Annotated in this window: 19 protein-coding genes; 3 read left to right on the top strand and 16 right to left on the bottom strand. The window is 69.4% G+C overall.

Features of this window, described 5'->3' with window-relative positions; genetic code table 11:
• Positions 1-113: 113 nt before the first annotated feature.
• From KMW22_RS01155 to KMW22_RS01080, 16 genes are all read right to left on the bottom strand, one after another.
• Positions 114-1,319: a thiolase family protein gene (locus tag KMW22_RS01155; protein ID WP_221088174.1), complete on the bottom strand. Its 1,206-nt coding sequence runs from the start codon at positions 1,317-1,319 to the stop codon at positions 114-116.
• 26 nt (positions 1,320-1,345) lie between these two features.
• On the bottom strand, positions 1,346-1,768 hold the full coding sequence (locus KMW22_RS01150) for a hypothetical protein (RefSeq protein ID WP_221088173.1): 423 nt from the start codon (positions 1,766-1,768) through the stop codon (positions 1,346-1,348).
• An 11-nt stretch (positions 1,769-1,779) separates the two neighbouring features.
• Positions 1,780-2,958, bottom strand: coding sequence for an alpha/beta hydrolase family protein (locus tag KMW22_RS01145; RefSeq protein ID WP_221088172.1), 1,179 nt, complete (start codon positions 2,956-2,958; stop codon positions 1,780-1,782).
• A gap of 25 nt (positions 2,959-2,983) precedes the next feature.
• Complete coding sequence (locus tag KMW22_RS01140; RefSeq protein ID WP_221088171.1) at positions 2,984-5,329, bottom strand: 3-hydroxyacyl-CoA dehydrogenase/enoyl-CoA hydratase family protein; 2,346 nt, start codon at positions 5,327-5,329, stop codon at positions 2,984-2,986.
• Between the two features lie 127 nt (positions 5,330-5,456).
• Positions 5,457-6,359: a phosphotransferase family protein gene (locus KMW22_RS01135; RefSeq protein WP_221088170.1), complete on the bottom strand. Its 903-nt coding sequence runs from the start codon at positions 6,357-6,359 to the stop codon at positions 5,457-5,459.
• Between the two features lie 42 nt (positions 6,360-6,401).
• On the bottom strand, positions 6,402-8,351 hold the full coding sequence (locus tag KMW22_RS01130) for a radical SAM protein (RefSeq protein WP_221088169.1): 1,950 nt from the start codon (positions 8,349-8,351) through the stop codon (positions 6,402-6,404).
• Between the two features lie 209 nt (positions 8,352-8,560).
• Positions 8,561-8,833 (bottom strand): hypothetical protein, encoded by a 273-nt coding sequence (locus KMW22_RS01125; RefSeq protein ID WP_221088168.1) that lies wholly within the window; start codon positions 8,831-8,833, stop codon positions 8,561-8,563.
• On the bottom strand, positions 8,830-9,597 hold the full coding sequence (locus KMW22_RS01120) for a sulfite exporter TauE/SafE family protein (protein WP_221088167.1): 768 nt from the start codon (positions 9,595-9,597) through the stop codon (positions 8,830-8,832). The genes KMW22_RS01125 and KMW22_RS01120 overlap by 4 nt, the downstream gene beginning before the upstream one ends.
• A 153-nt stretch (positions 9,598-9,750) precedes the next feature.
• Positions 9,751-11,238: a GGDEF domain-containing protein gene (locus KMW22_RS01115; protein WP_221088166.1), complete on the bottom strand. Its 1,488-nt coding sequence runs from the start codon at positions 11,236-11,238 to the stop codon at positions 9,751-9,753.
• Positions 11,239-11,391: 153 nt separating this feature from the next.
• Positions 11,392-12,711, bottom strand: a complete 1,320-nt coding sequence (gene aroA / locus KMW22_RS01110; protein ID WP_221088165.1) for a 3-phosphoshikimate 1-carboxyvinyltransferase — start codon at positions 12,709-12,711, stop codon at positions 11,392-11,394.
• Positions 12,712-13,213: 502 nt separating this feature from the next.
• Positions 13,214-14,206 carry a 3-oxoacyl-ACP synthase III family protein gene (locus tag KMW22_RS01105; RefSeq protein WP_221088164.1) on the bottom strand — a complete coding sequence of 331 codons (993 nt, stop codon included), beginning with the start codon at positions 14,204-14,206 and terminating at the stop codon, positions 13,214-13,216.
• Positions 14,203-15,525: a F390 synthetase-related protein gene (locus KMW22_RS01100; RefSeq protein ID WP_221088163.1), complete on the bottom strand. Its 1,323-nt coding sequence runs from the start codon at positions 15,523-15,525 to the stop codon at positions 14,203-14,205. Before KMW22_RS01100 ends, KMW22_RS01105 begins: the two co-directional genes overlap by 4 nt.
• Positions 15,522-16,337: an MBL fold metallo-hydrolase gene (locus KMW22_RS01095; RefSeq protein WP_221088162.1), complete on the bottom strand. Its 816-nt coding sequence runs from the start codon at positions 16,335-16,337 to the stop codon at positions 15,522-15,524. Before KMW22_RS01095 ends, KMW22_RS01100 begins: the two co-directional genes overlap by 4 nt.
• The gene (locus KMW22_RS01090; RefSeq protein WP_221088161.1) at positions 16,334-17,299 is read right to left on the bottom strand and encodes an NAD-dependent epimerase/dehydratase family protein; all 966 of its coding nucleotides are present in this window, start codon (positions 17,297-17,299) and stop codon (positions 16,334-16,336) included. The genes KMW22_RS01095 and KMW22_RS01090 overlap by 4 nt, the downstream gene beginning before the upstream one ends.
• A 562-nt stretch (positions 17,300-17,861) precedes the next feature.
• The gene (locus KMW22_RS01085; protein WP_221088160.1) at positions 17,862-18,194 is read right to left on the bottom strand and encodes a hypothetical protein; all 333 of its coding nucleotides are present in this window, start codon (positions 18,192-18,194) and stop codon (positions 17,862-17,864) included.
• Between the two features lie 117 nt (positions 18,195-18,311).
• Positions 18,312-18,734, bottom strand: a complete 423-nt coding sequence (locus KMW22_RS01080; RefSeq protein WP_221088159.1) for a hypothetical protein — start codon at positions 18,732-18,734, stop codon at positions 18,312-18,314.
• Positions 18,735-18,948: 214 nt separating this feature from the next.
• Between KMW22_RS01080 and KMW22_RS01075 the strand changes: the two genes are divergently transcribed.
• Genes KMW22_RS01075 through KMW22_RS01065 form a run of 3 tightly spaced genes read left to right on the top strand, consistent with a single transcriptional unit; the run spans position 18,949 to position 21,220 of the window.
• Positions 18,949-20,166, top strand: a complete 1,218-nt coding sequence (locus KMW22_RS01075; RefSeq protein ID WP_221088158.1) for a saccharopine dehydrogenase family protein — start codon at positions 18,949-18,951, stop codon at positions 20,164-20,166.
• A 4-nt stretch (positions 20,167-20,170) separates the two neighbouring features.
• On the top strand, positions 20,171-20,911 hold the full coding sequence (locus tag KMW22_RS01070) for a class I SAM-dependent methyltransferase (RefSeq protein ID WP_221088157.1): 741 nt from the start codon (positions 20,171-20,173) through the stop codon (positions 20,909-20,911).
• 12 nt (positions 20,912-20,923) lie between these two features.
• Positions 20,924-21,220, top strand: a complete 297-nt coding sequence (locus KMW22_RS01065; RefSeq protein ID WP_221088156.1) for a YciI-like protein — start codon at positions 20,924-20,926, stop codon at positions 21,218-21,220.
• The last annotated feature ends 232 nt before the right edge of the window (positions 21,221-21,452 follow it).

Here is a 21,452-nt window from a genome sequence, read left to right as displayed (position 1 = left end):
TGGCCTCAAATCAATTGTAGAGGTTGGGATGCACGCCGCGAACGAGTTTGTCGCCCAGCTGAAAGGAGGAAGGGCGCCTCCGAAGAAGCGCCCGACACCCGTACAATTTCCGCTCAGTCGGCGGCCTGGGTCTGCCCTTCTTCGGCGGGGTAGACCTCGATAATGCCGGCCGCGCCCATGCCACCGCCGATGCACATGGTGATCAGGGCCTTGCCGCCGCCCCGGCGCCCCAGTTCGTAGATGGCCGTGGTGGTCAGCTTGGCGCCGCTGCAGCCCAGGGGGTGGCCCAGGGCGATGGCGCCGCCGTTCACGTTCATCTTGTCCTCGTCAATGCCCAGTTCGCGGGCCACGGCGAGGCTTTGGGCCGCAAAGGCCTCGTTCAGTTCGATCAGGTCAATGTCGGCCAGGGTCAGACCGGTCTGGGCCAGCACCTTGGGCACCGCCTTGACCGGACCAATGCCCATCAGTTCGGGTTCCACGCCGGCCACAGCGAAGCCCAGGAACTTTGCCAAAGGCTTCACGCCCAGTTCCTGTGCCTTTTCGCCGCTCATGATCAGCACGGCGGCGGCGCCGTCGGAGAAGGGGCTGGAGTTGGCCGCACTGACCGAGCCCGTGGCCTTGAACGCCGGGCGCACCTTGGCCATGTCTGCGAGGTTGGCGTCGCGGCGAATCAGCTCGTCCTTGTCGAAGCTGACCGTGTCGGACTTCATCTTGGTGCCCTTCAGCTTGTCCACGCGCACCGGCACCGGCACAATCTCGGCGTCGAATTTGCCGGCGTCCTGGGCCGCCGCCGCGCGCTGGTGGCTGCGCAGGGCAAAGGCGTCCTGATCCTCGCGGGAAATGCCGTATTTGGCGGCCACATTCTCGGCGGTCAGGCCCATGCCGATGTAGGCGCCGGGGCGGCTGTCCACGAGGTCCAGGTTGGGGCTGGGGTTGTGGCCGCTCATGGGCACCATGCTCATGGATTCCACGCCGCCCGCCAGCATGATGTCCGCCTGCCCGGTCTGAATGGCCGCCGCCGCCATGGCGATGGTCTGCAGGCCGCTGGAGCAGAAGCGGTTGACCGTCACGCCGCCTACGCTGTCGGGCATGCCAGCGCGCAGGGCCGCCAAACGGGCCACGTTCAGGCCCTGCTCGGCTTCGGGGATAGCGCAGCCCAGGTACACGTCTTCCACCACGGCGGCGTCCACACCGGCGCGCTTCACCGCTTCGTTGAGCACAAGGGCGGCCAGATCGTCGGGGCGGGTGTTGGCCAGCGTGCCCTTCACGCCGCGCCCAACGGGCGTACGAACAGCAGAAACAATAACAGCGTCACGCATAGAGAAGGTCTCCTATTCTCAAGAGTTTACGAGAGGTCGAGAAGTATAAGGTGATCGGGTTTACGAAGAAAAATGTCTCTGTTGGTCAGATCCGAGACAAAAGCCACTTTGACGACTTTATGACTCATAATGTTGAGCTTTAATAATCGCCGCCACTCAAATCTGGCGGTTTTATCAAGAGATAGTTCGACTGACTTTGGTGCGCCAAAGGGATGAGCAGAAAAAGGAGCGGCGACGAGCAAATCATCCTGAAGTTTGAGCCCGACTTCCGGCGGTTGGGCAAAAACAAGATTGTCGTATTGAAGAACTTTACTCTCCAGGCTCGAGGACACTACATGAACGATGGCAACTGCTGAGGGATTCAACCTCACCGCCGGCACTCTCATGTCTGTTCTCACCGCTTCACGAGCCTTCTTGGTGTCGAACAAGCCGAGTTGTTGAATGATCACCAGCGGCCTCTTCACAACTGGCGCTCTAGCACGCGACTAATAAACGCCTCCAATTGCCCGTCGTACTTTTCCGGGTCGATGTTCCAGCAGCGGATGTGCTTGGCGCCTTCAACCCGGTGATACTCGATCAGGTCGGGGCGGGCGGCAGCCAGCGCGTCAGCCTGTGAGACGGGAATGGTGCGGTCACGGGTGCCGTGCCACAGGATCATGGGCAGGGTGAACTTCGGCGCGGCACGCAGCTGATCCACCGTGTCGAAGTCCTGGCCACTGCGCCGGGTCACGACCCACTGAGTAAAGGTAGCGACGTGCCGCGCCAGGAACTTCGGCAGGCCGAAACGCTGCCCCTGCCACAGAATGGTCGCCCGCCAGTCCAGCACCGGGCAGTCGAGAGCCACGCCCAGAACGGGCAATGGGAAGGGCTGGTGCTTGTCGCGCAGCACGCTCAGCACAATGTTGCCGCCCATGGAAAAGCCGTACAGGATCACGCGTTTGTAGCCGTGGTCCCGGGCCCAGTCCAGTGCCGCCAACACGTCCTCGGCTTCCTGATCACCCAGGGTGAGGTAGCCGTTCTGCGAGCGGGGGGCGCCGTAAGCATTGCGGAAGGTGACGAACAGCGATCCCGTACCCGTGCGTTGCAGGGCAGGCAGCATGCGCAGGGCCTGGGCCCGCTGGCCACCGTGGCCGTGCACCACAACCACCAGGGTGTCTGACCGCTCCGGCCGCTCACCCGTGGGGGGAATGTGCCACGCGGGCATGTCCCCCAGGGGCGTGGAGACGGCCGTGTGCTCAAATGCGATGCCCAGTTGCGCAGGCGTGCCGTTGTACACGAAGGTGGACACCCAGGCCAGCGCGCCGTTGGGCAGCACGCCGCGCTCCTGCAGCACAGCACGCCGCACGAGGGTGCCGGCCAGTTTGCCGCCCCCCAGCACCGCGTGCCCCCGGTTGGGCCGGATGGGCACCACGCCCACCACCCCGCGCGAGAGGGTCTCGGCGCCAGCCGGCAGATACACCTCGTTGCCCCGCCGCCCCACCGGCACGAATACACCCTTGACCCAGCGGGTCTTGCTGCGCAGGGTAATTTCCGCCCCGAACAGCGCCCCGGCAAAGACGATGGCGGCGTAGCCCAGCGCCGCCCACGCGAAGGCGCGGCGCTTGCGAACGGTGCGGAGTCGGTCGGTCAGGCGAGTCATGGGGTCATCCTGTCAGGTGCGGCGCTCAGTTGCGCAGCGGTTTACCGGTCTTGAGCATGTGCTCAATGCGCTGCTGCGTGCCTTTCTTGCCCAGCAGGGTCAGGAAGGCTTCGCGTTCCAGGTCCAGCAGATGCTGCTCGCTGACCTTGGCGGTGCGGTTGTTGCCGGTACCGCCGGAGAGCACGCGGGCCAGTTGCTCGGACACCACGAGGTCATAGTCGGTGACGTAGCCGCCCTGGTGCATGCCGTGCAGGGCGCTCCTGATGGCCGCAATAGCCGCGTCACCCATGACGGGGATGTCCTGGCGGGGGGCCGGCTGCACGTAGCCAGGGGCCAGGGCCAGCACCTGCCGCTTGGCTTCTTCCAGGATGTGACTCCTGTTCATGGCCACGGTGTCACTGTCCCGCAGGAAGCCCAGGTTGCGCGCTTCCAGGGCGCTGGTGGACACCTTGGCGGTGCCGATCAGTTCAAAGGCGCGCTGCACGGCGGGCAGCAGCGTGGCGCCCACGCGCTGGCCGGGCTGCTGCATCTCGGTGAAGCGCAGGAGCATTTCCTTGGTGCCGCCGCCGCCGGGAATCAGACCCACGCCCACTTCCACGAGGCCCATGTACAGCTCGGCGCTGGCCACCACGTGGTCGGCGTGCAGGGTGAATTCGGCGCCGCCGCCCAGGGTCAGGCCGAAGGGGGCCGCCACCGTGGGGTGCGGGCTGAAACGCAGCGAGGTCGTGACCTGCTGGAACTGCTTGACCATGTCGTCCAGTTCGTCCCACTCGTCGGCCTGGGCCTGCGACAGGATCAGCGGCAGGTTGGCCCCGGCGCTGAAGTTCTCGCCCTGGTTGCCCACCACGAGGCCCGCGTAGCCCATGTCCTGCACCAGCTTGTGGGCGTCCTGCACGGCGCGCAGCTGGTCCTCGCCCAGCGCGTTCATCTTGGCGTGCCACTCCACCAGCAGCACCCCGTCGCCCAGATCCACGATGCTGGCCCCGGCGCGCTTCTTGACCACCTTCGTGGCGTCTTTCTTCAGGTCGGTCAGGACAAAGTAGGGCGCTTCGTAGGGGGTGGGCTGCCCTTCGGGGGTCACGGTTTCGTCGCCCTGGTAGAAGCTTTCGCGGCCACTGGCCTTCATGGCGGCCAGCAGCGGGGGCAGGGTGCGCCCTTCGGCTTCCAGATTGGCAATCACCGTCTGCACGCCCAGGGTGTCCATCGTCTCGAAGGGACCCTGTTCCCAGCCAAAGCCCCACTTCAGGGCGTTGTCAATGTCCTGCAGGCGCCCGCTGACGTTCCCGGCCATCTTGGCGGCGTACCAGAAGCCGTCGTTCATCACCCCGCGCAGGAAGTCGCCTTCCTTACCTTCGGCGGTGTACAGGGCCTTCACGCGCTCGGCCAGGGGGCGGCCCTTCACGGCTTCCACGGCGGCCACCTTCACCTTGCCCCGGTCCTCGTACTCGAAGGTGTCCAGGTTCAGGTGCAAGATCTTGGTCTTACCCTTCTCGTCCTTGGTCTTCTTGTAAAAGCCGCTGCCGGTCTTGTCACCCAGGAATTTCTTCTCTTCCACCAGGGTGCGGAAGGCGGGCGTCAGGGTAAAGTCCTCGTCGTCGGGCGTGGCCTTATTCAGGTCGTTGGCCACGTGGTAGATGATGTCCAGGCCCGAGAGGTCGGCCGTGCGGAAGGTTGCACTCTTGGCGCGGCCTAGGGCAGGACCGGTCAGTTCGTCCACCTCGGCGGGGGTCAGACCGGTTTTTTCCATGTGCCCCATGGCGCGCACGATGCCGTACACGCCGATGCGGTTGGCCACGAAGCCGGGCACGTCGTTGGCCAGCACCACGCCCTTGCCCAGCGTGGTCTGCGCGAACTCGCTGAAGGTTTTCACGACCTCGGGGGCCGTCTTGGGGGTGGGGATCACTTCCAGCAGGTGCAGGTAGCGCGGCGGGTTGAAAAAGTGGGCGCCCACAAAGCGGCGCTGGAAGTCCTCGCTCCGGCCTTCAATCTGCAGGTGCATGGGAATGCCGCTGGAGTTGCTGGAAATGATGGCCGTCTTCTTGGCCACGCCCTCCACCCGCGCCCACAGGTCGCGCTTGGCGTCCAGCTTCTCGATGATCGCCTCGAGAATCCAGTCGGCGTCTTTCAGTTTCTTCAGGTCGTCTTCGAGGTTCCCAGGCGTGATCAGCGCCGCGCGCGCCGGGTCCATGAAGGCGGCGGGGCGGGCCTTCAGGGCGCGTTGAATCCCCTGCTTGGCCAGGAAGTTACGGTCGGGGTTGTCCGGCAGAACAATGTCCAGCAGAACAACAGGAATACCGGCATTGGCGAGTTGAGCGGCAATCGCCGCGCCCATGACGCCCGCACCGATCACGGCAGCTTTCTGAATCTTCATGCGACCTCCTGCAGGATGCTTAAAAATTAGACTCGGTTCAAGTTTAAGGCGCGTGCGGGGCGTTTGTCCACTGAAGAGGTTGCGGGCCGCAGGGGGCGGGAGGCGGTGAAAAGCGGCGGAGACTCGCTTACGGAGAAGGTGGGGTGGGGTTGACCGCGTCCTGCCTCCCGCTTCCCGCCAACCCTTCCAGCGCCCGGCGTCCCGCCAGGATGTACGCGGGCTGGCCCTGTGCCGCCCCATACGCGAGGTCGCCCAGCGCGCGGCAGGTGGCGTACCACGCCGCGCGGCGCAACAGGGCGGGGGGCTGCGGCGCGGCGGCCAGCGCACTGCTCAGCAGTTCAGGCTCCGCCCAGTGGATCAGGCCAGCCCAATCCCGGGCCGGGTCGCCCAGCGCGGCGTCGGCCCAGTCCAGTACGCCGCAGGGCTGGCCCGCCCGGTCCAGCAGGACGTGTTCCGCCGCGAAGTCCCCGTGAATGGGCACCAGGGGCACGGCCAGGGGCGGCGGCGCCTGGACCACGGCCCGCCACCGCGCCGCATCTGGGAGCAGGCCCGCCGCTTCGGCCACCTTCAGATCCGCCAGGGCGGCGTCCTGCCAGTCCCGGCCGCTGGGGTCGTGGTCGGTGGGGAGGGCTACAGCAGCTGCGGGAACGCGGTGCAAGGCAGTGAGGAACTGGCCCAGCACCCGGCCCACATCGGCAGGCCGGGCCAGAGGCTGAACCAGGGCGGGCGTGCCCGGCAGGAACCGCGCCGCCGCGAAGCCTTCGGGGCAAGGGGGCGCCGGGGGGCCCCAGGCCTGGGCCTCGGGCAGCGGGAGGGACAGCAGTGGGGCCAGGGTCTGCAGCAGGGCCGCCTCTGACCGCAGGGCCTCTCCCCCACCCGCCCATTTGGGAAAGCGCAGCACCAGCGTTTGCCCCAGCGCATACACCCGGTGGTCGGTGCCCTCACCCAGCCACGCCAGCGGCTGACCTGCCCAGGCTGGAGGAAGCAGAGCGGCGACCTGGGCCGGGGTCAGGGCGGGGAGGGCAGACACCCTGACCGTCTGCACGCCAGCGCCAGTGACGGGGCAGTCCTCTCAGAGACCATTGAGATACTCCGTGATCCGGGGATGAATGCCGAACTGCTCCTGACCCACTGCGGCGGCGAAACGCTGGCCATGAGAAAGAGCCTTCAGCAGCCGTTCAAAGTTTGCTTCGTCGAATGGCTCAAATCCCAGGTCTGACGTGGCGTAATCCAGCACCGTTGCCGCGAAGGCTGGTTCTTCCCGGCCAAGTGTTTCAAGCCGTGTCATGAAGCGGCTCAGCGCATCTGGTGGAGCTTTGAGGTACAGCGCGAACCAGGCCCGGCGCTCGTCACTCCGGTGACCGCCGGGGGTGGGAAGCAAAAATGCAGGTGGTTGCAGACCCGCTGCAGTCAGCACCTTCAGGAACAGCGTGGGTTTGTCCACGTGCTGTTCGTCCTCTAGCAGCGCTGCTTTCACCTCAGCCCACGGCACACCGGCCGCCAGCGCGCGCTGCACCACGTCCAAAAAGCGCTGCCCACGCACCAGCCCCAGCAGGTACAGCGGCTCACTCAGGCCAGAGGGGCGCGGCGGGAGAGGCTGCTCTGTTTCATCCAATGAGAACATAGACATGAAGTCGGCACTGTCCAGCATGAAGTCCACCGCCTGCCAGCGAGGAGCTCGGTCGTCCCCGTCGTCCCCCATGCCGAAAATGCTGGCGCCCGGCGCAAACAGCACCGTCTTGACCCTCTCAAATTGGTGCGGATGGGGGCCAGGCCCCGCCGGGTTGGGCTGAAACCACAGGGCACTCTGGTGGTCTATGCCTTCGGTGCTGAGGGGCGCATCAGGCGGCAAGTCGCACAGGCGGCGAATCATGGCCTGCGCCTCGGCTTCGGACTGCCGGGGAAAGAGGTGTTCCCGGACCCTCATCAGATTGGCGGCCAGATAAAACTGCTTGGCCGCCAGGGTGACAGCCGTGAACTCGCCCCATGTGGTGGCAAAAGCCTCTTCCCACTCGGCAGGGTTGCCAGGCTCATCTTCCAAGGGCTCACGGAGCAGCACCAGCGAATGGCTGCTGCTGGAATTGGTGGCAAAGCCCAGGCGGACCCGGCCGGGGGCGGGCGGCGTAACGGGCCCCTGCACAAAATGCGGCGCAGCGAAGTGGGTCAGCCAGTCGGCGTCCATGGAGAACACCGGCTCACTGTGGTAACTGCTGGGCGCCAGGGTCATGGCCACGGCGTCCACATAGGCGCTGAAGCGGCCTTCTTCGGTGTGGTACGAGCCGGGCTGCAGCAGCGCGGCCAATTCGGTAGGGCATTCTGCCGCCAGCGCGGTGTCAATGCTGATGGGGGTGTGCCGGACGTACAGGCGCAGGTCGTCCCGCCACCACCCGTAGGGCTGAGGTGCAAAAGTCTGGCCGCGCCCCACCCGCTTGAACCCCAGCAGGGTCACACGCACCTCGGCGGCCCCGGCGGCCTGCACCAGCGCCAGCAGTTCTTCGCGCCCCACCGTGCCCATCACCACCTGCACCACCAGCTGACCGGGGCGGCGCCCCTCGGCTGGCAAGAGCTCGCCCAGCCGGATCACCTCGGCGGCGCTGCCCACACTGACGGCCACGCCGCCCACCATGTCCCGCACCTGGGGCCACACCTGCGCCAGCCAGCGCAGGCGCCGCGTAGTGAAGTTGGGCACCACGCCAGCGGCGCGGAACAGGTGCAGGGCCGCCAGGAAGTCCGGGTATTCGCTGACCTCGCCGCCGCCCAGGGCCACCTCGAATACGCCGGCGCGGCCCGCTTCTTCGGCCAACCAAGCCACGTTGGCCAGTCGGGCGTGGCGCCGCTCTGGGCGAGAATCCTGATAGCAAAAGGCGCAGCCCAGGCTGCAGACATCAGTCAACTTGATGTCCAGCAGTTCCGGCGCCTGCAGCCGCGACGGCGACGGTCCCAGGCTCAGCCGGGCCCCTGTGGCCGTGCAGAACGCCGTCCATTGCCGACCCTCACTGCGAAACCGCCACGCGGGAAGCATGGGGGCAGTGTAGACCGGGGGAGCGCCGGGCTGGGCACCTCTTGCGCCACACCACGACGCAATCACCGACCTTTAGTCCCGCCAGGGCCCCAGGCACCGGCCGATGCCCACCGGTTGCCCTGCACCTGTCACGGTGTCGCTGACTGAACGGTTCTGGGCTTGTGATGGCTTGAGGGTCGTCCTTCAGGATGCGGGGTCGCCAGCAAGCCTTACAGCCACTGCCGAACCACCACGACCAGCCCCAGCCCAGCCAACGCCAGCAGCGCCGCCACGCTGAGGCGGCGGTCATGGCGCCAGCCGGCCAGGGCCACCCACACGGCCGCCAGCACCGGCACGCCCGCCACCCACACCACGCCCACCCAGGCGAGGTCCGGCACCACTACCCCCACGGCCAGCAGCGCCACGCCCACCCAGAAGCCCGCCGGGTACAGCCACGCCGGCAGTCCGGCCAGCTCGGTGGGGGGACGCGGCTCAGCGCTCATGGGTGCCCCCAGTATTTCCACAGCAGCTGCGCGGCCGTAAAGATCAGCAGCAGGCTGAAAAAGAGCTTGAGCTGCGCGGCCGGAATGCGGCTTTGCAGCGTGGCCCCGGCCCGCGCGCCGATCAGCACCCCCAGCGCCACCCCCGCCGCCAGCCGCAGGTCCAGCAGCCCGCCCGCCTGGTACACCAGCGCGTTGCCCACGGCGGTCAGGCCCATGATGAAGGTGCTGGTGGCAATCGCCTGCCGGATGGGCACCCCGGCCAGCAGGTTCAGCACCGGCACCTGCACCGTGCCGCCCCCAATGCCCAGCAGGCCGCTCATGACCCCGGCGAAGGTCATGGCTGGCGGCACGAGGCGGCTGGGGGGCCGCTCGGCCTCCACCCGCTTCAGGCCGCGCAGCAGGTTGTACGCCGAATACAGCAGCAGCGCGGCAAACACCGTGGCCACCGCCCGCCCCGGCAGCACCAGCCCCAGAAACGAGCCAGCGGCGCCCCCCACAATCGTGTAGGGCGAGAGCAGATACCCAGTGCGGGCGCGCACCAGCCCCTGCTGCAGGTAGCTGGCCGCCCCGCTGAGGCCCACCGCCAGCACGCCGATCTGGCTGACCGCCACCGCCTGCGCAATGGTGATGTCGCGGCCAAAGAGGGGCAGCACGAATTCCAGCGCCGGCACCACCACCACCCCGCCCCCCAGCCCCAGGATGGCCCCCAGCACCCCCGCCAGCAGCCCGATCCCAATGACCGCCAGCGTCAGGCCCGTTACCACCAGAACACCGGAGGGACAGGCGCCCAGGCGCCGTTGCGATGGACAGGGCGCTGTAGGGAGGCACCGGGCCACTGGGGCCCAGCTGGGCCAGCACCGGACCGTCCGGCCAGAGGGGGCAGCCGTTTCACGCCCCGGAGGCTAACACGGCCCTCCCTAGCCCGGCACCTTCACCAGTTCGGCGCTGCGGTGTCCGCCCGCGCGCTTGGCCCGGTACATGGCGGCGTCGGCCTGCCGCACCAGGGTGTCCTCGCTGGCGCCTGCGCCGTCCATGCGCGCCAGGCCCACCGACCCCGTGACCCGCACCTGCGCGCCGCCGGGCACCGTGACCGGCTCGGCCACCGCCGCCACCACCCGTTCGGCCAGGGCCTGCGCGGTCCCGGGGCTCTGGTCGGCCGGGCCCAGCAGGGCAAATTCGTCGCCGCCCAGGCGCGCGGCGTGCCAGTCCTCGGCACTGCAGGCTGTCAACCGCCCGGCCACCACCCGCAGCACCTCGTCGCCCGCCGCGTGGCCGTGGGCGTCGTTCACGGGCTTGAAGCCGTCCAGGTCCAGCAGCAGCACCGTGGCGCCCCCCGGCAGCGCCACGCGCAGGGCGCGGTAGAACCCGGCGCGGTTGAGCAGCCCGGTCAGGCCGTCGTGAAAGGCGAGGTACTCCATCTGGGCCTGACTCTGGCGCAGGGCCTCGGCCTGGGCCTGCAGCTGCCGGTTCAGGCGCAGGCTCTCGGCGTTGGACAGCGCCTGCCGCAGCGTGACCACCCCGAACACGGCCGCCGTCAGCAGCACCACCCCACGGCCCGCCAGCGTGTTCTGGGGGCCGTACAGCACCAGCAGCGTGCACGAAGCCAGCACCGCCACGTACGGCAGGGCGCGCAACACCAGTTCCAGCCGGGCGTGGGCGGGGCCCGGGTCCTGGGGTTGCCCGGCGCGGGCCAGCAGCACAATACCCACGGCCTGCCCCACGGCGCCCCAGGCCCACAGCAGGTCCAGCGGGCCGCGCGGCTGGTACAGGGGGCCCAGGTTGAAGTACAGCAGGTCCGCCACCACGTAGGCCAGCAGGCCCAGCAGCAGCGGCCAGCGCGGGGCGGCCAGCGGCTGGCGCAGGGTGAACAGCACCAGGGTCAGCAGCACGATGTCCAGCGCCACGTAACTGAGGTTCAGGACGCGGAACACCAGACTGCTGCCCTGCTCCTGCAGCAGCGGCACCAGCGCCAACACCCACGAGGCCTGCGCCACCACAAGGCCCACGATCACGCTGTCCAGCAGCGCGCCCGGATTGCGCCCGCGCCGCTGGCCCAGCAGCAGCAGCCCCAGCAGCCCCGCGTAATAGATGAGGTACCCGGCGTCGGCCAGCGAGAGGTCAGGGGCCTCGCGCCCCGGCAGATCAAACAGCAGCACCCAGGCGGCTTCCCCGGCTGCCAGCGCCGAGAGGCTGAGGATGCCCCAGCCCAGCAGGCGCCGCCCCGCCCCACTGGCCCGCGCGTACGCCTGCCAGCCCACCCCCGCGCACAGCAGCAATACGGCCATGTACAGCAGGTCCACGGCGTGGGTGTCGTGGCCGGTCAGCCTGGCCAGCACCAGCGCGGCGCTGTACACGGCGCACAGGCCCAGCAGCGGGAACAGCAGGAGGGGCAACGGGGTCTTCATGGGTCTACCCCCCACAGGCAGGGGTGCCCCACTGTAGGCCCCGCCACAACACAGGGCTCTGACAGCCGCCCCCCCGAACGCCCTTCACCCGTCTGAAGGGAACGCGGGCCCAGCCGCCGCGTCCCGAAAGGCCAGCCGCTTCGCCCTGTCCCTTCAGGCCCGGGTGGCCTCCGGGTAATTAAAGCGGGCGCCCAGAGCTTCCAGGTGTCGGAAAAAGAGCGGGTAACTCTTACGGATATGGTGCGCGCCTGTGATGCGCAGGGGCGCCTGGGCGCTCAGGCCCAGGATGGTGAGCAGCATGATCATGCGGTGGTCGCCGTGGCCGTCGGCGGTGACGCCCCCCGCCAGCGTGGCTGTGCCACTCACGCTGAGGCTGTCTCCGGTTTCGCTGGCGTGCAGGCCCAGGCGCTCCAGTTCGCGCCGGGTGTCCGAGATGCGGTCGCATTCCTTCAGGCGCAGGGTGGCCACGTTTTCCCAGGTGGTGGTGCCCTGCGCCAGCGCTGCAGCGGCCGTTAGCGCCTGCACCGCGTCGGTAAAGCCGTCGCCGTCGCGCGTGATGGCCCGGAGCGGCGCGCCGCCACGCACGGTCAGCGTGTCGCCCTCGCGGATGATGGCCGCGCCCATCTCGCGCAGCACCGCCACGGCCTCGCGTTCGCCCTGCAGGTCGTGTTCGCGCAGGTTCGAGAGGCGCACCTCGCCGGGGCGGGTGGCCGCCGCCGCCAGCAGGGCCGCGCTGCCGGGGTAGTCGCCCGGCACGGTCACGCGCCCCGACTGGTAAGCTTGTCCGCCCGGAATGGTCACCCGCCCCAGGTCCTCACTGGCACTTGCCTGCACCCCGAAGGCCGCCAGGGTATCCAAGGTCTGGCGCAGCGGCGCGTGGCTCTTGATGTCGCCGGTCAGGCGCAGGTCCAGGCCCCCGGGCAGCAGCGGGGCCAGAAACATCAGGGCGCTGGCGTACTGGCTGGAGCGCTCGGCGCTGACTTCCACCGTGCCCCCACGCACCGGCCCGCTGATGGTGACGGGCAGGCGCCCATCCTCGCTGCGCACCCGCGCCCCCAGCCGGGCGAGTGCCTCCAGCAGGTCGCCCTGGGGCCGCCGCCCCAGTGAATCCGGGTGGTCCGTGACAAAGGTGGTCTGCTCCGTCAGCGCCGCCACGCCCATGAGAAAGCGCGCCACCGCCCCCGCATTGCCCGGGTTCAGGGTCACCCCCGCCCGGGGCCGCGCCCCGAAGCCGCGCACGACCACGTCCTCGCCGTGGCGCTGGATCCCCGCGCCCCAGTCGCCCAGACAGCGCAGCAGCGCTTCAGCGTCCTCGCTGGTGGCCGCCCCCACCACCCGCGTCTCGCCCGGCGCCAGCGCGGCGGCCAGCAGGTAGCGCGTGGTGTAGTTCTTGCTGGGCTGCGCCCGCACCTCGCCGCGCAACTCGGCAGCGGGATACACGATCACATCGAACCTTTTCGGCAGGCCGTCCATGCGGGCCAGGGTACCGGGAGGGCGGGGCGCGGGGCGGTGGGTTGTCGAGAAAGGGGGGAGAGAGGGGAGTGGGTTGTGGGAAGTGGGAAAAGATTGGGGGGCAGGAGGCGGGGGGCGGGATGCGGGAAGAGAAGGGGGGGGGCGGGTGTGGTGGTCTGGACGCCCCCTCACCCCTTGCTGCGCAAGGCCCTCTCTGCTGCGCAGCTCTTCGAGTCCCACGAGGGGAGAGGGTCAGAACACCATCCCTTCTCTTCAAAAGTAGAACCTTCTGGGCCGCATCAAGACGGCTTGCCCCTCTACCGCCCAGGTACAGACGAAGCCGTCGTGCGCGCAGCGCGCGGGCGTCCGGTGATGGGCGGAGCAAGGCGACGGCGTACGACGCGGGGCGAAGCCCAGCCGCCCCACACCGTCAGCCAACGTTTGCCGAGCGCAGCGGAAAAACTCCCCCTGCCCCTCTGGGGTAGGGGGCTGGGGGGTGGGGCTAACCGGGTCAAGCCACCACCTACACCTCCAAAATCACCCCACCCGCAATCAACCCCGCCCCCGTCCCCACCAGCAGCGCCGTCTTCCCTACCCCCAACCGCCCCGCCCTCAGCGCCTGATGCAATGTCAGCGGCACACTCGCCGCAATCACGTTCCCCAGCGTGGGCAGCGTCACCTCCACCTGCTCAGCCAGCCACCCGTAGCGCCGCAGCAGGTCCAACCCCGCCTGGCTGGCCTGGTGCGGAATCACCCGGTCAATCCCCGGCAGCCCCGTACTCAGCCCCGGCCGCAGCCGCTCCAGAAACCCCGGCACCACCCGCGAGGCCAGTTTCAGCACCTGCAGCCCCTGCATGTCAAACGTGAAGTCGCGGTGCTCTGCGCGGGGGTTCTGCGGCATCAGCAGCGTGCCGCCGCCGCGAATCCGGGTGTGGTCGGCGCCCTCGGGGTAGGTTTCGATCCGCGCGGCGTGCAGGCCCTGGCCGGGACGCTCAGCGGGGCCCAGCAGCACAGCGGCGGCGCCGTCACCAATCAGCAGGGTGCTTTCAGGCTGCGCCGGGTTCAGGCCCAGGCTGCCCCCCTCGCTGGACACGATCAGGATGTGGCGCGCCTGCCGCGTGTGAATCAGCAGGGCGGCGTGCTGCAGCGCCACCAGAAAGCTCAGGCAGGTGCCGTGCAGGCTGTAGGTGGCGGCCCCGCGCAGGCCCAGTTCGCGGGCGAACAGGGCGGCGCCGTCGGGAATGGGCTGCAACTGACTGCCGCTGGCATTCAGCAGCACGTCCACCTGCTCAGGGGGCAGGCCCGCCTGGGCCAGGGCCTCGCGGGCGGCCTGGGCGCCCAGGCTGAGCGCGCTCTCTTCGCCTGAAAGCCAGCGGCGCTCGCGCACGCCGCTGCGCTTGTGGGCGAGGTCGGCGGGCACGCCGCACAGGGCCGCCACCTCGGCGGTGCTTACCACCCGCGTGGGCAGGGCCTGGGAAGTGGACAGAATACGGACGCCCAGCGGCGCAACGGTCATGGGGTTACCTCCGGGGCCAGGGGCCGGGCGCGGCTCACCCGGCGGCGCTTGGTGCCGGGGGGCAGAGGGAGCAGGGGAACAGTGCTCAGCGTCACCTGGGCGGGGTCGGCGCCGCTGCGGCGCAGGGCGGCGCGCACCTCGGCCAGGGCCTGCGTGCCCAGGTCGGGCGTGCAGGGGTCCAGCGCCAGCGTCAGGGTGGCCGCGCCCGTCTGCTCGGCGCGGTAGTCGCGCAGGCCCGGCACGGCCGAGAGTGCGCCGCGCAGAAAGTCGGGCCAGATGGTCACCGGGGCGCCACCGGGGCCCGGCAGGTGCAGGGCGTCGTCCTGGCGGCCCACAATCGCCGCCACCCGGCGCGCGGCGCGGCCACAGGGGCAGGGCTCGGGGTGCAGGCGCAGCAGGTCGTCCAGGCGGTGGCGCACGAACGGCTGCACCCGGCGGCGCAGGTCGGTGATCACCGGCCGCACCAGCCCGCCGCCCACCGCCTCCAGGTCAAAGTGCACGTGCGCTTCGGTGAGGTGCAGTTCGCCGTGTTCGCAGGGCAGGGCCAGCAGCCCCTCGGTGGCCTGGTACACCTGCACCACCGGGCCCCAGGCGCGCAGGTGCCCGGCGTCATCGGGGTCCAGCACCTCGGCCACGCTGACCACCCGCTCCGCCTGCACCCCGGCCCCCTGGTCCTGCACGGCGCGCAGCACAGCGGGCGGGCCCACGATCAGGGTGGGGCGGTAGGCGGTCAGCTCGCGGGCCAGTTCGGCCACGGGCCGCAGCAGGTCAAAGAACCGGAAGTCCAGCCAGCGGCTGCCCACGCTGCGGTACAGCGGGCTGTCGGCGCGCAGGAAAAAGGCCACGCGGTGGCGCCGGGTCAGGCCGCGCCAGCCGCCGGGCAGCAGGGCACGCAACACGGTGCCGGCCCAGCGCGCCTGCTCCGCCTCGCCCACCAGGAACACGCCCTGGGTGCCACTGGTGCCGGTGGACAGGCCCACCGTGACCGGGCCGCGCGGGGTGGGCAGCCGGGGCGTGAAATCGCGCGTCTGCTCGGCCCGCCGGGCGGTGTTCAGGGCCTGGGCCAGCGTGACGCCCGCCGTGTTCAGGGTGTCGAAGGTGGCGAGCATCTGGGCCTTGGTCGTGGGCGGCAGTTCTGGCCAGCGCGAGAGGGGCAACCCCGCCGCCCGGAAGCGCGCCGCCACGGCCGGACTGTGGGCCGCCACCCAGCGCAGGTGCTCGTGGGCCAGCCGCCGCTGGTGGGCCTCCAGCGCCGGGCGCGAGCGGAAGGTCAGCCGCGCGTCGTCCAGGGCCGCGTGCAGGATGGGCAGCGCCTTCACCGCCAGCCCTCCGGGGCGTCGTGGCTCACATGGACCCGGGCGTGGGGGTGGGCCTGCAGGAACGCGCGCAGTTGCGCCCCACTGGCTTCTTCCTGCGACGGGTCGAAAAACGCCGCGCGGGCCAGTGGGTGGGGCGGGCGGGCCTCGCGGGCGGCGCGCACGCTCCAGGCGGCGTCGGCGGCCAGCACGCTCAGGCCCTGGGCCTCGGGCACCAGCAGGCCCACCATGCCGGGGGCGTGCCCGGGCAGCGGCACCGCCCACACCGAGCCGTCCCCGAAGACGTCGGCCACCTGGGCAAAGGGGGCCAGATCGGGGGGCGCCGCCTGAAAGGGCAACCAGCGGGCACGGGCCTCGAAATCGGCGGGCAGGGCCTCGGGCAGAAAGGCCCGGCGCACGGCCTTCAGGCCGCGCAGCGCCCGCAGCGGTTCGTAGGCGGCGCGGTCCAGGTGAAACGTGGCGTGCGGAAAGTCGCGCAGCCCCCCCACATGGTCGGCGTGCAGGTGCGACACGATGATGTGCTGCACGTCCTGCGGCGCAAAGCCCATCACCGCCAGCTGGGCGCGGGCGGTGGCCTGGAGGTGCAGGCGCACCGGGGTGACCAGGCCGTACAGCACGCCCGGCCAGCGCCGCATGGCCTGCACCACGCTCTCGCCGTAGCCGGTATCGAACAGCACCGGGCCGTGCACGGGGTGCAGCAGCAGCGAAAACCCCGCTGGGTACGCCTGCAACCGCCAGGGGGCCCCGCGCTCGGTGATGGCCGCGAGGTTCAGGCAGTCGCCCGCCTGCAGGGGAATCACCCGCACGGCGCTCACCGCTGCCCCCGGATATGGGCAAAGACCTCGGCCAGGCCGTCGTCCGGGGCCACCACCGGGGCGTAGCCCAGGCGCTCGCGGGCCCGGGTCAGGTCCAGGGTCATGGGACGGGTCAGCAGGCGCACGCCGCTGGCGGTCAGCGGGGGTTCGGGCCGGGCCGGGTGCCACCGCGCGCCCAGTTCCAGCAGAGAGGCCGCGCCTTCGACCAGACGCGCGGGCACCACACGCCCCGGGCGGGGCGCCCCCAGCGCGTCGGCCAGCCGGTCCACGGTGGCCCAGAGCGGGATGGGCTGGCCGTCGGTCACGTTGTAGACACCAGGGGCTGGGCGGCCCAGGGCCAGGGCCACCGCGTGCGCCGCGTTGCGTACATGCGTCAGCTCAGTCCACATCTCGTCCCGGGTCAGGCGGGGCAGCCGCCCACTCTGCAGGGCGCGGGCCAGCCGGGGCACAAGGCTGGTGTCCCCCACCCCGTACAGCCCGCGCGGGCGCAGGATGGTGGCGTCTGGCAGCGCCGCGCGCACCGCCTCCTCGGCCTGGAATTTGCTGCGGGCATACAGGCTGTCAAACCGGGGGCCCACAGGCGTGTCCTCGCGCACCGCCTGCATGTGCCCGGTGGCGTTGTACACGCTGGGCGTGCTGACGTGCACGAGGCGCACCCCAGCGGCGGCGCAGGCGCGGGCCAGTGCGCCGCTGGGGCGGATGTTGTCCGCTTCAAAGTCGGCCCAGCGGCCCCACAGCGTGGCGCGGGCCGCCGCGTGAACCACGGCGTCCACAGCGCGCAGGAGCCTGTTCCAGTCGGCCGCGCGCAGGTCGGCGGGCACAAAGGCCACCCCGGCGCGTTCCAACGCGGCCCCGCGCGCCGCGTCCCGGCCCAGGCCGCGCACCTCGTGGCCCCCAGCCCTCAGCTCGCGCGCCACCACGCCGCCCAGAAAGCCCGTTGCGCCGGTCACAAGCACTCGCATCTGGCCTTAGAGTATGGGGCCCGCGTGGCCGGCCCAGGCGCAGATCGGAACGCGGTTGAAGGGCGCTTCATCCCACCACCGGCCAGATGAGGGAGCGGGCGGGGCGGCAGAACGCCCGTGTGCGGAGGGCGCCCCCCAGCCTCTCCTCGGCCCCATGACGCCCGTTGCCTTTGCCGCCGGTCAGCGCTGGCTATCCCGCACCCGCCCCACGAACTCACCCGCACGGTCCTGATTCTGCGCCGCGACGACGGCCCCAGAGGCGCCACGTTGCATATCTCGGTGGACGGTGTGCAGGTGCCGAACCCGCGACTGGGCGGCGGGGTGCAAACCGAACTGGGCCACGCCCCCATCACCGAAGACGCCCTGCACGCCAGCACCGAACGGCGGCGAACCGGGGTGAGGCCAGGATGTTCACCCTGGCGCTGGCCCACGTGCTGGACGCGCTCACCCCACCACCAGCGCCCTGTTTCGCAACAGCGGGCACCGTGAGGGCGTCCCACAAAGCAGTGGCTGTGGAACAGAAGGGCTCAGCAGCATCCCGGCTCAGAATGAGCCACGGCCCTCAGTGTGCGGCAGACCTCAGCGTGACCCGGCCCAGGGTCAGGTTCACCTCGAAGCCCACCGGCAGGCGCGTCACCTCGCAACTGCCCAGGCCCTGGGGCGCCCGCACGCCCCGGTAGGCCGGGTCTCCACAGCTTTCGGCGCTGCCCACCTCCAAGAACGGCCGTTCGGGGTCCCTGGTCCAGGCCTGCCGGGCGGCGTCCCGCACCGCCTGGGCGTAAGCGCGGGCCTCCTGCGCCTGGGCCGCGCGGCCTTGGCGGGCCTGCCACCCCGCTACCACCAGCAGCGCCAGCACGGCCACCAGCACCATGGGCCGCCACACGGCGCGCTTCATTCATAGTGGTCACCACATGACCTGAAGGTAAACCCTTCAGGTCATGTGGTTCGAGCGGAGCGAGTGACCCCGACAGGCAGCGGTTGGAGTGGAGTTGAGGGGGGTGCCTTCCTCCCCTCAACGGAACGGAACACCGCTGTCCGGCCGCGTAATGCGGTACTGCCGCTCGCCCTGCACTGTGACCGCCACGGTGACCCGGCCGCCGTCCAGCGTCACGGTGCAGTCTTCGGCCCCGCGAGGCAACGGTTCGGGCAGGGCCTGGGTACAGGGCTGGGTGTAGCCCAACTGCTTTGAGGGCTGGGTCACCAGCACGGCGTCGGCCACCCGCACCGCGTAGTCGCGTACCGCACGCCCCTGCCAGGACAGCGTGGCCACCATCAGGCCAATCAGGGCAAAGAAGCCCACCAGAATGCCCAGAAAGGTCCGCTGGGTGCGGGCGCGCATCTCGGGGGTCACCTCGCGCAGTTCGCCGTGGCCGCCCAAACCGGCAGGAGGAGTGGGCGGCGGCGGGGACGGGGCGGGACGGCGGCGCTTGCTCATCTCGCTTCCGAAACATGCCGTGAGGGATTGCGGCATGTTTCCGACCGGAGGGACTCGTAGAGCTGCGCAGCAGAGAAGGAACAGGTACGGATTCCGGGAAGTGGAGGAACATCCAGTTCTTTTCTGGATGTGACGGAAGTGGACGGCATCCGTATCACAGCGGCCAGCCTAGCGCGCCCGCCCCGGCCAGAAGGCTCACGGTACACTGCACCCCATGAGCAAGGTCATCATCATCGGAGCCGGCGGCGTGGCCAACGTCACCGCCAAGAAGTGTGCCCAGAACGACAGCGTGTTCACCGAGGTGCTGATCGCCACCCGCACGGTGAGCAAGGCCGACAAGATCGTGGCGGAAATCAAAGAGCACTTCCCCCAGAGCAAGACGGTCTTCACCACCGCCACCGTGGACGCCGACAACGTGCCGGAACTGGCCGAGCTGATCCGGGCCTTCGGACCCAAAATGGTCATCAACCTCGCGCTGCCCTACCAGGACCTCACCATCATGGACGCCTGCCTGGAAACCGGCGTGCACTACCTGGACACCGCCAACTACGAGCCCAAGGACGTGGCGAAGTTCGAATACTCCTGGCAGTGGGCCTACCAGGACCGCTTCAAGGAAAAGGGCCTGATGGCGCTGCTGGGCTGCGGCTTTGACCCCGGCGCCACCCAGGCGTTTACCGCCTACCACGCCAAGCACCATTTCCAGGAAATTCACTACCTGGACATCGTGGACTGCAACAACGGCAACCACGGCAAGGCCTTTGCCACCAACTTCAACCCGGAAATCAACATCCGCGAAATCACCGCCAACGGCCGCTACTGGGAAAACGGGCAGTGGGTGGAAACCCAGCCCCTGGAACTCAGCCAGGACATCTACTACCCCAAAGTCGCCACCCGCAAGAGCTTTGTGCTGTACCACGAAGAACTTGAGTCGCTGGTCAAGCACTTTCCCACCATCAAGCGCGCCCGCTTCTGGATGACGTTTGGCGAGGCGTACATCAAGCATCTGTCGGTCCTTGAGGGCATCGGCATGACGTCCATTGAGCCCATCAACTTCCGGGGCCAGCAGATTGCCCCGATTGAATTCCTGAAGGCCGTGCTGCCCGCGCCCGAATCGCTGGCGGCGGGCTACAGCGGCCAGACCTGTATTGGCGTGCAGGCCAAGGGCATCGGCAAGGACGGCCAGCCCAAGGTGCATTTCATCTACAACGTCAAGGACCACGCCGACTGCTACCGCGAGGTGCAGGCCCAGGGCGTGTCGTACACCACCGGCGTGCCCGCCATGATCGGCGCCATGCTGATGCTGCAGGGCGAGTGGATGAGGGAAGGGGTGTGGAACGTGGAGCAGCTGGACCCCGATCCCTTCTTCGACGCCATGAACCGGTGGGGCCTGCCCATTGACGAACTGACCGGCATCGAACTGGTCAAGGACTGACCCAGTGCCTCGCCCGGTCTACAACGACGCGGCGCCCTTCTACGTGGCGTTCGTGGACCGGATGCTGGCCGACCCAGACAGTTTCTGGCATCCGCTGCTGCAGCGGTACGATGAGCTGCTGGGCCCCGATCTGCCGGGGCAGCGGGTGCTCGACTTGGCGTGTGGCGAAGGCCATCTGGCCCGGCGCCTGTGTGCGTTCGGGCCGGGGTCGGTGCTGGGCATTGATCTGGCCCCCGCACTCATTCAGGTGGCGGCCGAGCGCGCCGACGACCCCCGCCTGAGTTTCCGGGTGGACGACGCCCAGACGCTGGCCACGGTGCCTGACGCCTCGGTGGACGTGGCGGTGTCCAAGCTGGCCCTCATGGACGTGGCCGACCACCGCGCGCTGTTTCAGGCGACGGCGCGGGTGCTGGTCCCTGGGAGCCGCTTTCTGTTCTCCCTGCTGCACCCCTGCTTCGAAGCGCCCTTTCACGAGGAGCGCGCACCCCGCTTTCTTCTGGATGAGGCGGGTGAGCGTCTGGCCTACCGCATTCAGACCTACGCCCAGGAAGGCCCCTGGCAGTCCGGGGGCAGCGGGGTGCGCGGGCGCCTGGGGGCCCATCACCGCACGCTCTCTACCCTGGTCAACGATCTGCTGGCGGCGGACTTCACCCTGCGCGGCCTGCACGAACTATTCAGCGCCCCTTCTGGTCTGCTCGCGCAGGTGCCCCAGACCCTGCTGCTTGACGCCGAACGGCGGCCCTGACGGAGGATCAAGATGCACTTTCTGCTGTTTTACCGGGAGCTGGTCCCCGATTACCTGACCCGGCGCGAACCGCTGCGCGCCGCCCACCTCGCCCACGCCCGCGCAGCCGAGGCGCGGGGCGAACTGGTGCTGGCCGGCGCCCTGGCCGATCCGGCCGACGGCGCCGTGCTGCTGTTCCAGGGCGAGGGACCCGAAGCGGCGCAGGCCTTCGCCCAGACTGATCCCTACGTGGTCAGCGGCCTGGTGGGCCACTGGGAAGTGCGGCGCTGGATGACCGTGGTGGGCCAGGACGCCGCCCACCCGGTGTAAGCAGCAGAACGGGCAAGAAGCGGGGCCGCTGAAACGACATCAGCGGCCCACTCTTTTGGCCCTGCCTGACACAGCAGCGAGGTGCGGACAGGTTTAACCGTTCCGCTGGCGGCCTTAATGCACACAGCATTTGCCCCTTTCTTTTGCCGCAAGGCTCGCAAGAGATGTGCGGGTAAAGCGACCCACCCGGTCTTTTCGCCAAGCCCACCATGCTGAAACTTGCCCCCTCACT

Origin of the sequence: Deinococcus aquaedulcis, assembly GCF_019693445.1 — a bacterium.
GTDB classification, from domain to species: domain Bacteria; phylum Deinococcota; class Deinococci; order Deinococcales; family Deinococcaceae; genus Deinococcus; species Deinococcus aquaedulcis.
Note: the sequence above shows the minus strand (reverse complement) of the source record. Positions and strands in the feature narration are given on the sequence as shown.

What these genes read in the sequence shown, in the direction of transcription:
- KMW22_RS01155 (WP_221088174.1), bottom strand. Translation starts at nt 1,319, where the DNA reads ATGCGTGACGCTGTTATTGTTTCTGCTGTTCGTACGCCCGTTGGGCGC.
- KMW22_RS01145 (WP_221088172.1), bottom strand. Translation starts at nt 2,958, where the DNA reads ATGACTCGCCTGACCGACCGACTCCGCACCGTTCGCAAGCGCCGCGCC.
- KMW22_RS01140 (WP_221088171.1), bottom strand. Translation starts at nt 5,329, where the DNA reads ATGAAGATTCAGAAAGCTGCCGTGATCGGTGCGGGCGTCATGGGCGCG.
- KMW22_RS01130 (WP_221088169.1), bottom strand. Translation starts at nt 8,351, where the DNA reads ATGCTTCCCGCGTGGCGGTTTCGCAGTGAGGGTCGGCAATGGACGGCG.
- KMW22_RS01125 (WP_221088168.1), bottom strand. Translation starts at nt 8,833, where the DNA reads ATGAGCGCTGAGCCGCGTCCCCCCACCGAGCTGGCCGGACTGCCGGCG.
- KMW22_RS01115 (WP_221088166.1), bottom strand. Translation starts at nt 11,238, where the DNA reads ATGAAGACCCCGTTGCCCCTCCTGCTGTTCCCGCTGCTGGGCCTGTGC.
- aroA (WP_221088165.1), bottom strand. Translation starts at nt 12,711, where the DNA reads ATGGACGGCCTGCCGAAAAGGTTCGATGTGATCGTGTATCCCGCTGCC.
- KMW22_RS01105 (WP_221088164.1), bottom strand. Translation starts at nt 14,206, where the DNA reads ATGACCGTTGCGCCGCTGGGCGTCCGTATTCTGTCCACTTCCCAGGCC.
- KMW22_RS01090 (WP_221088161.1), bottom strand. Translation starts at nt 17,299, where the DNA reads ATGCGAGTGCTTGTGACCGGCGCAACGGGCTTTCTGGGCGGCGTGGTG.
- KMW22_RS01085 (WP_221088160.1), bottom strand. Translation starts at nt 18,194, where the DNA reads ATGAAGCGCGCCGTGTGGCGGCCCATGGTGCTGGTGGCCGTGCTGGCG.
- KMW22_RS01080 (WP_221088159.1), bottom strand. Translation starts at nt 18,734, where the DNA reads ATGAGCAAGCGCCGCCGTCCCGCCCCGTCCCCGCCGCCGCCCACTCCT.
- KMW22_RS01075 (WP_221088158.1), top strand. Translation starts at nt 18,949, where the DNA reads ATGAGCAAGGTCATCATCATCGGAGCCGGCGGCGTGGCCAACGTCACC.
- KMW22_RS01065 (WP_221088156.1), top strand. Translation starts at nt 20,924, where the DNA reads ATGCACTTTCTGCTGTTTTACCGGGAGCTGGTCCCCGATTACCTGACC.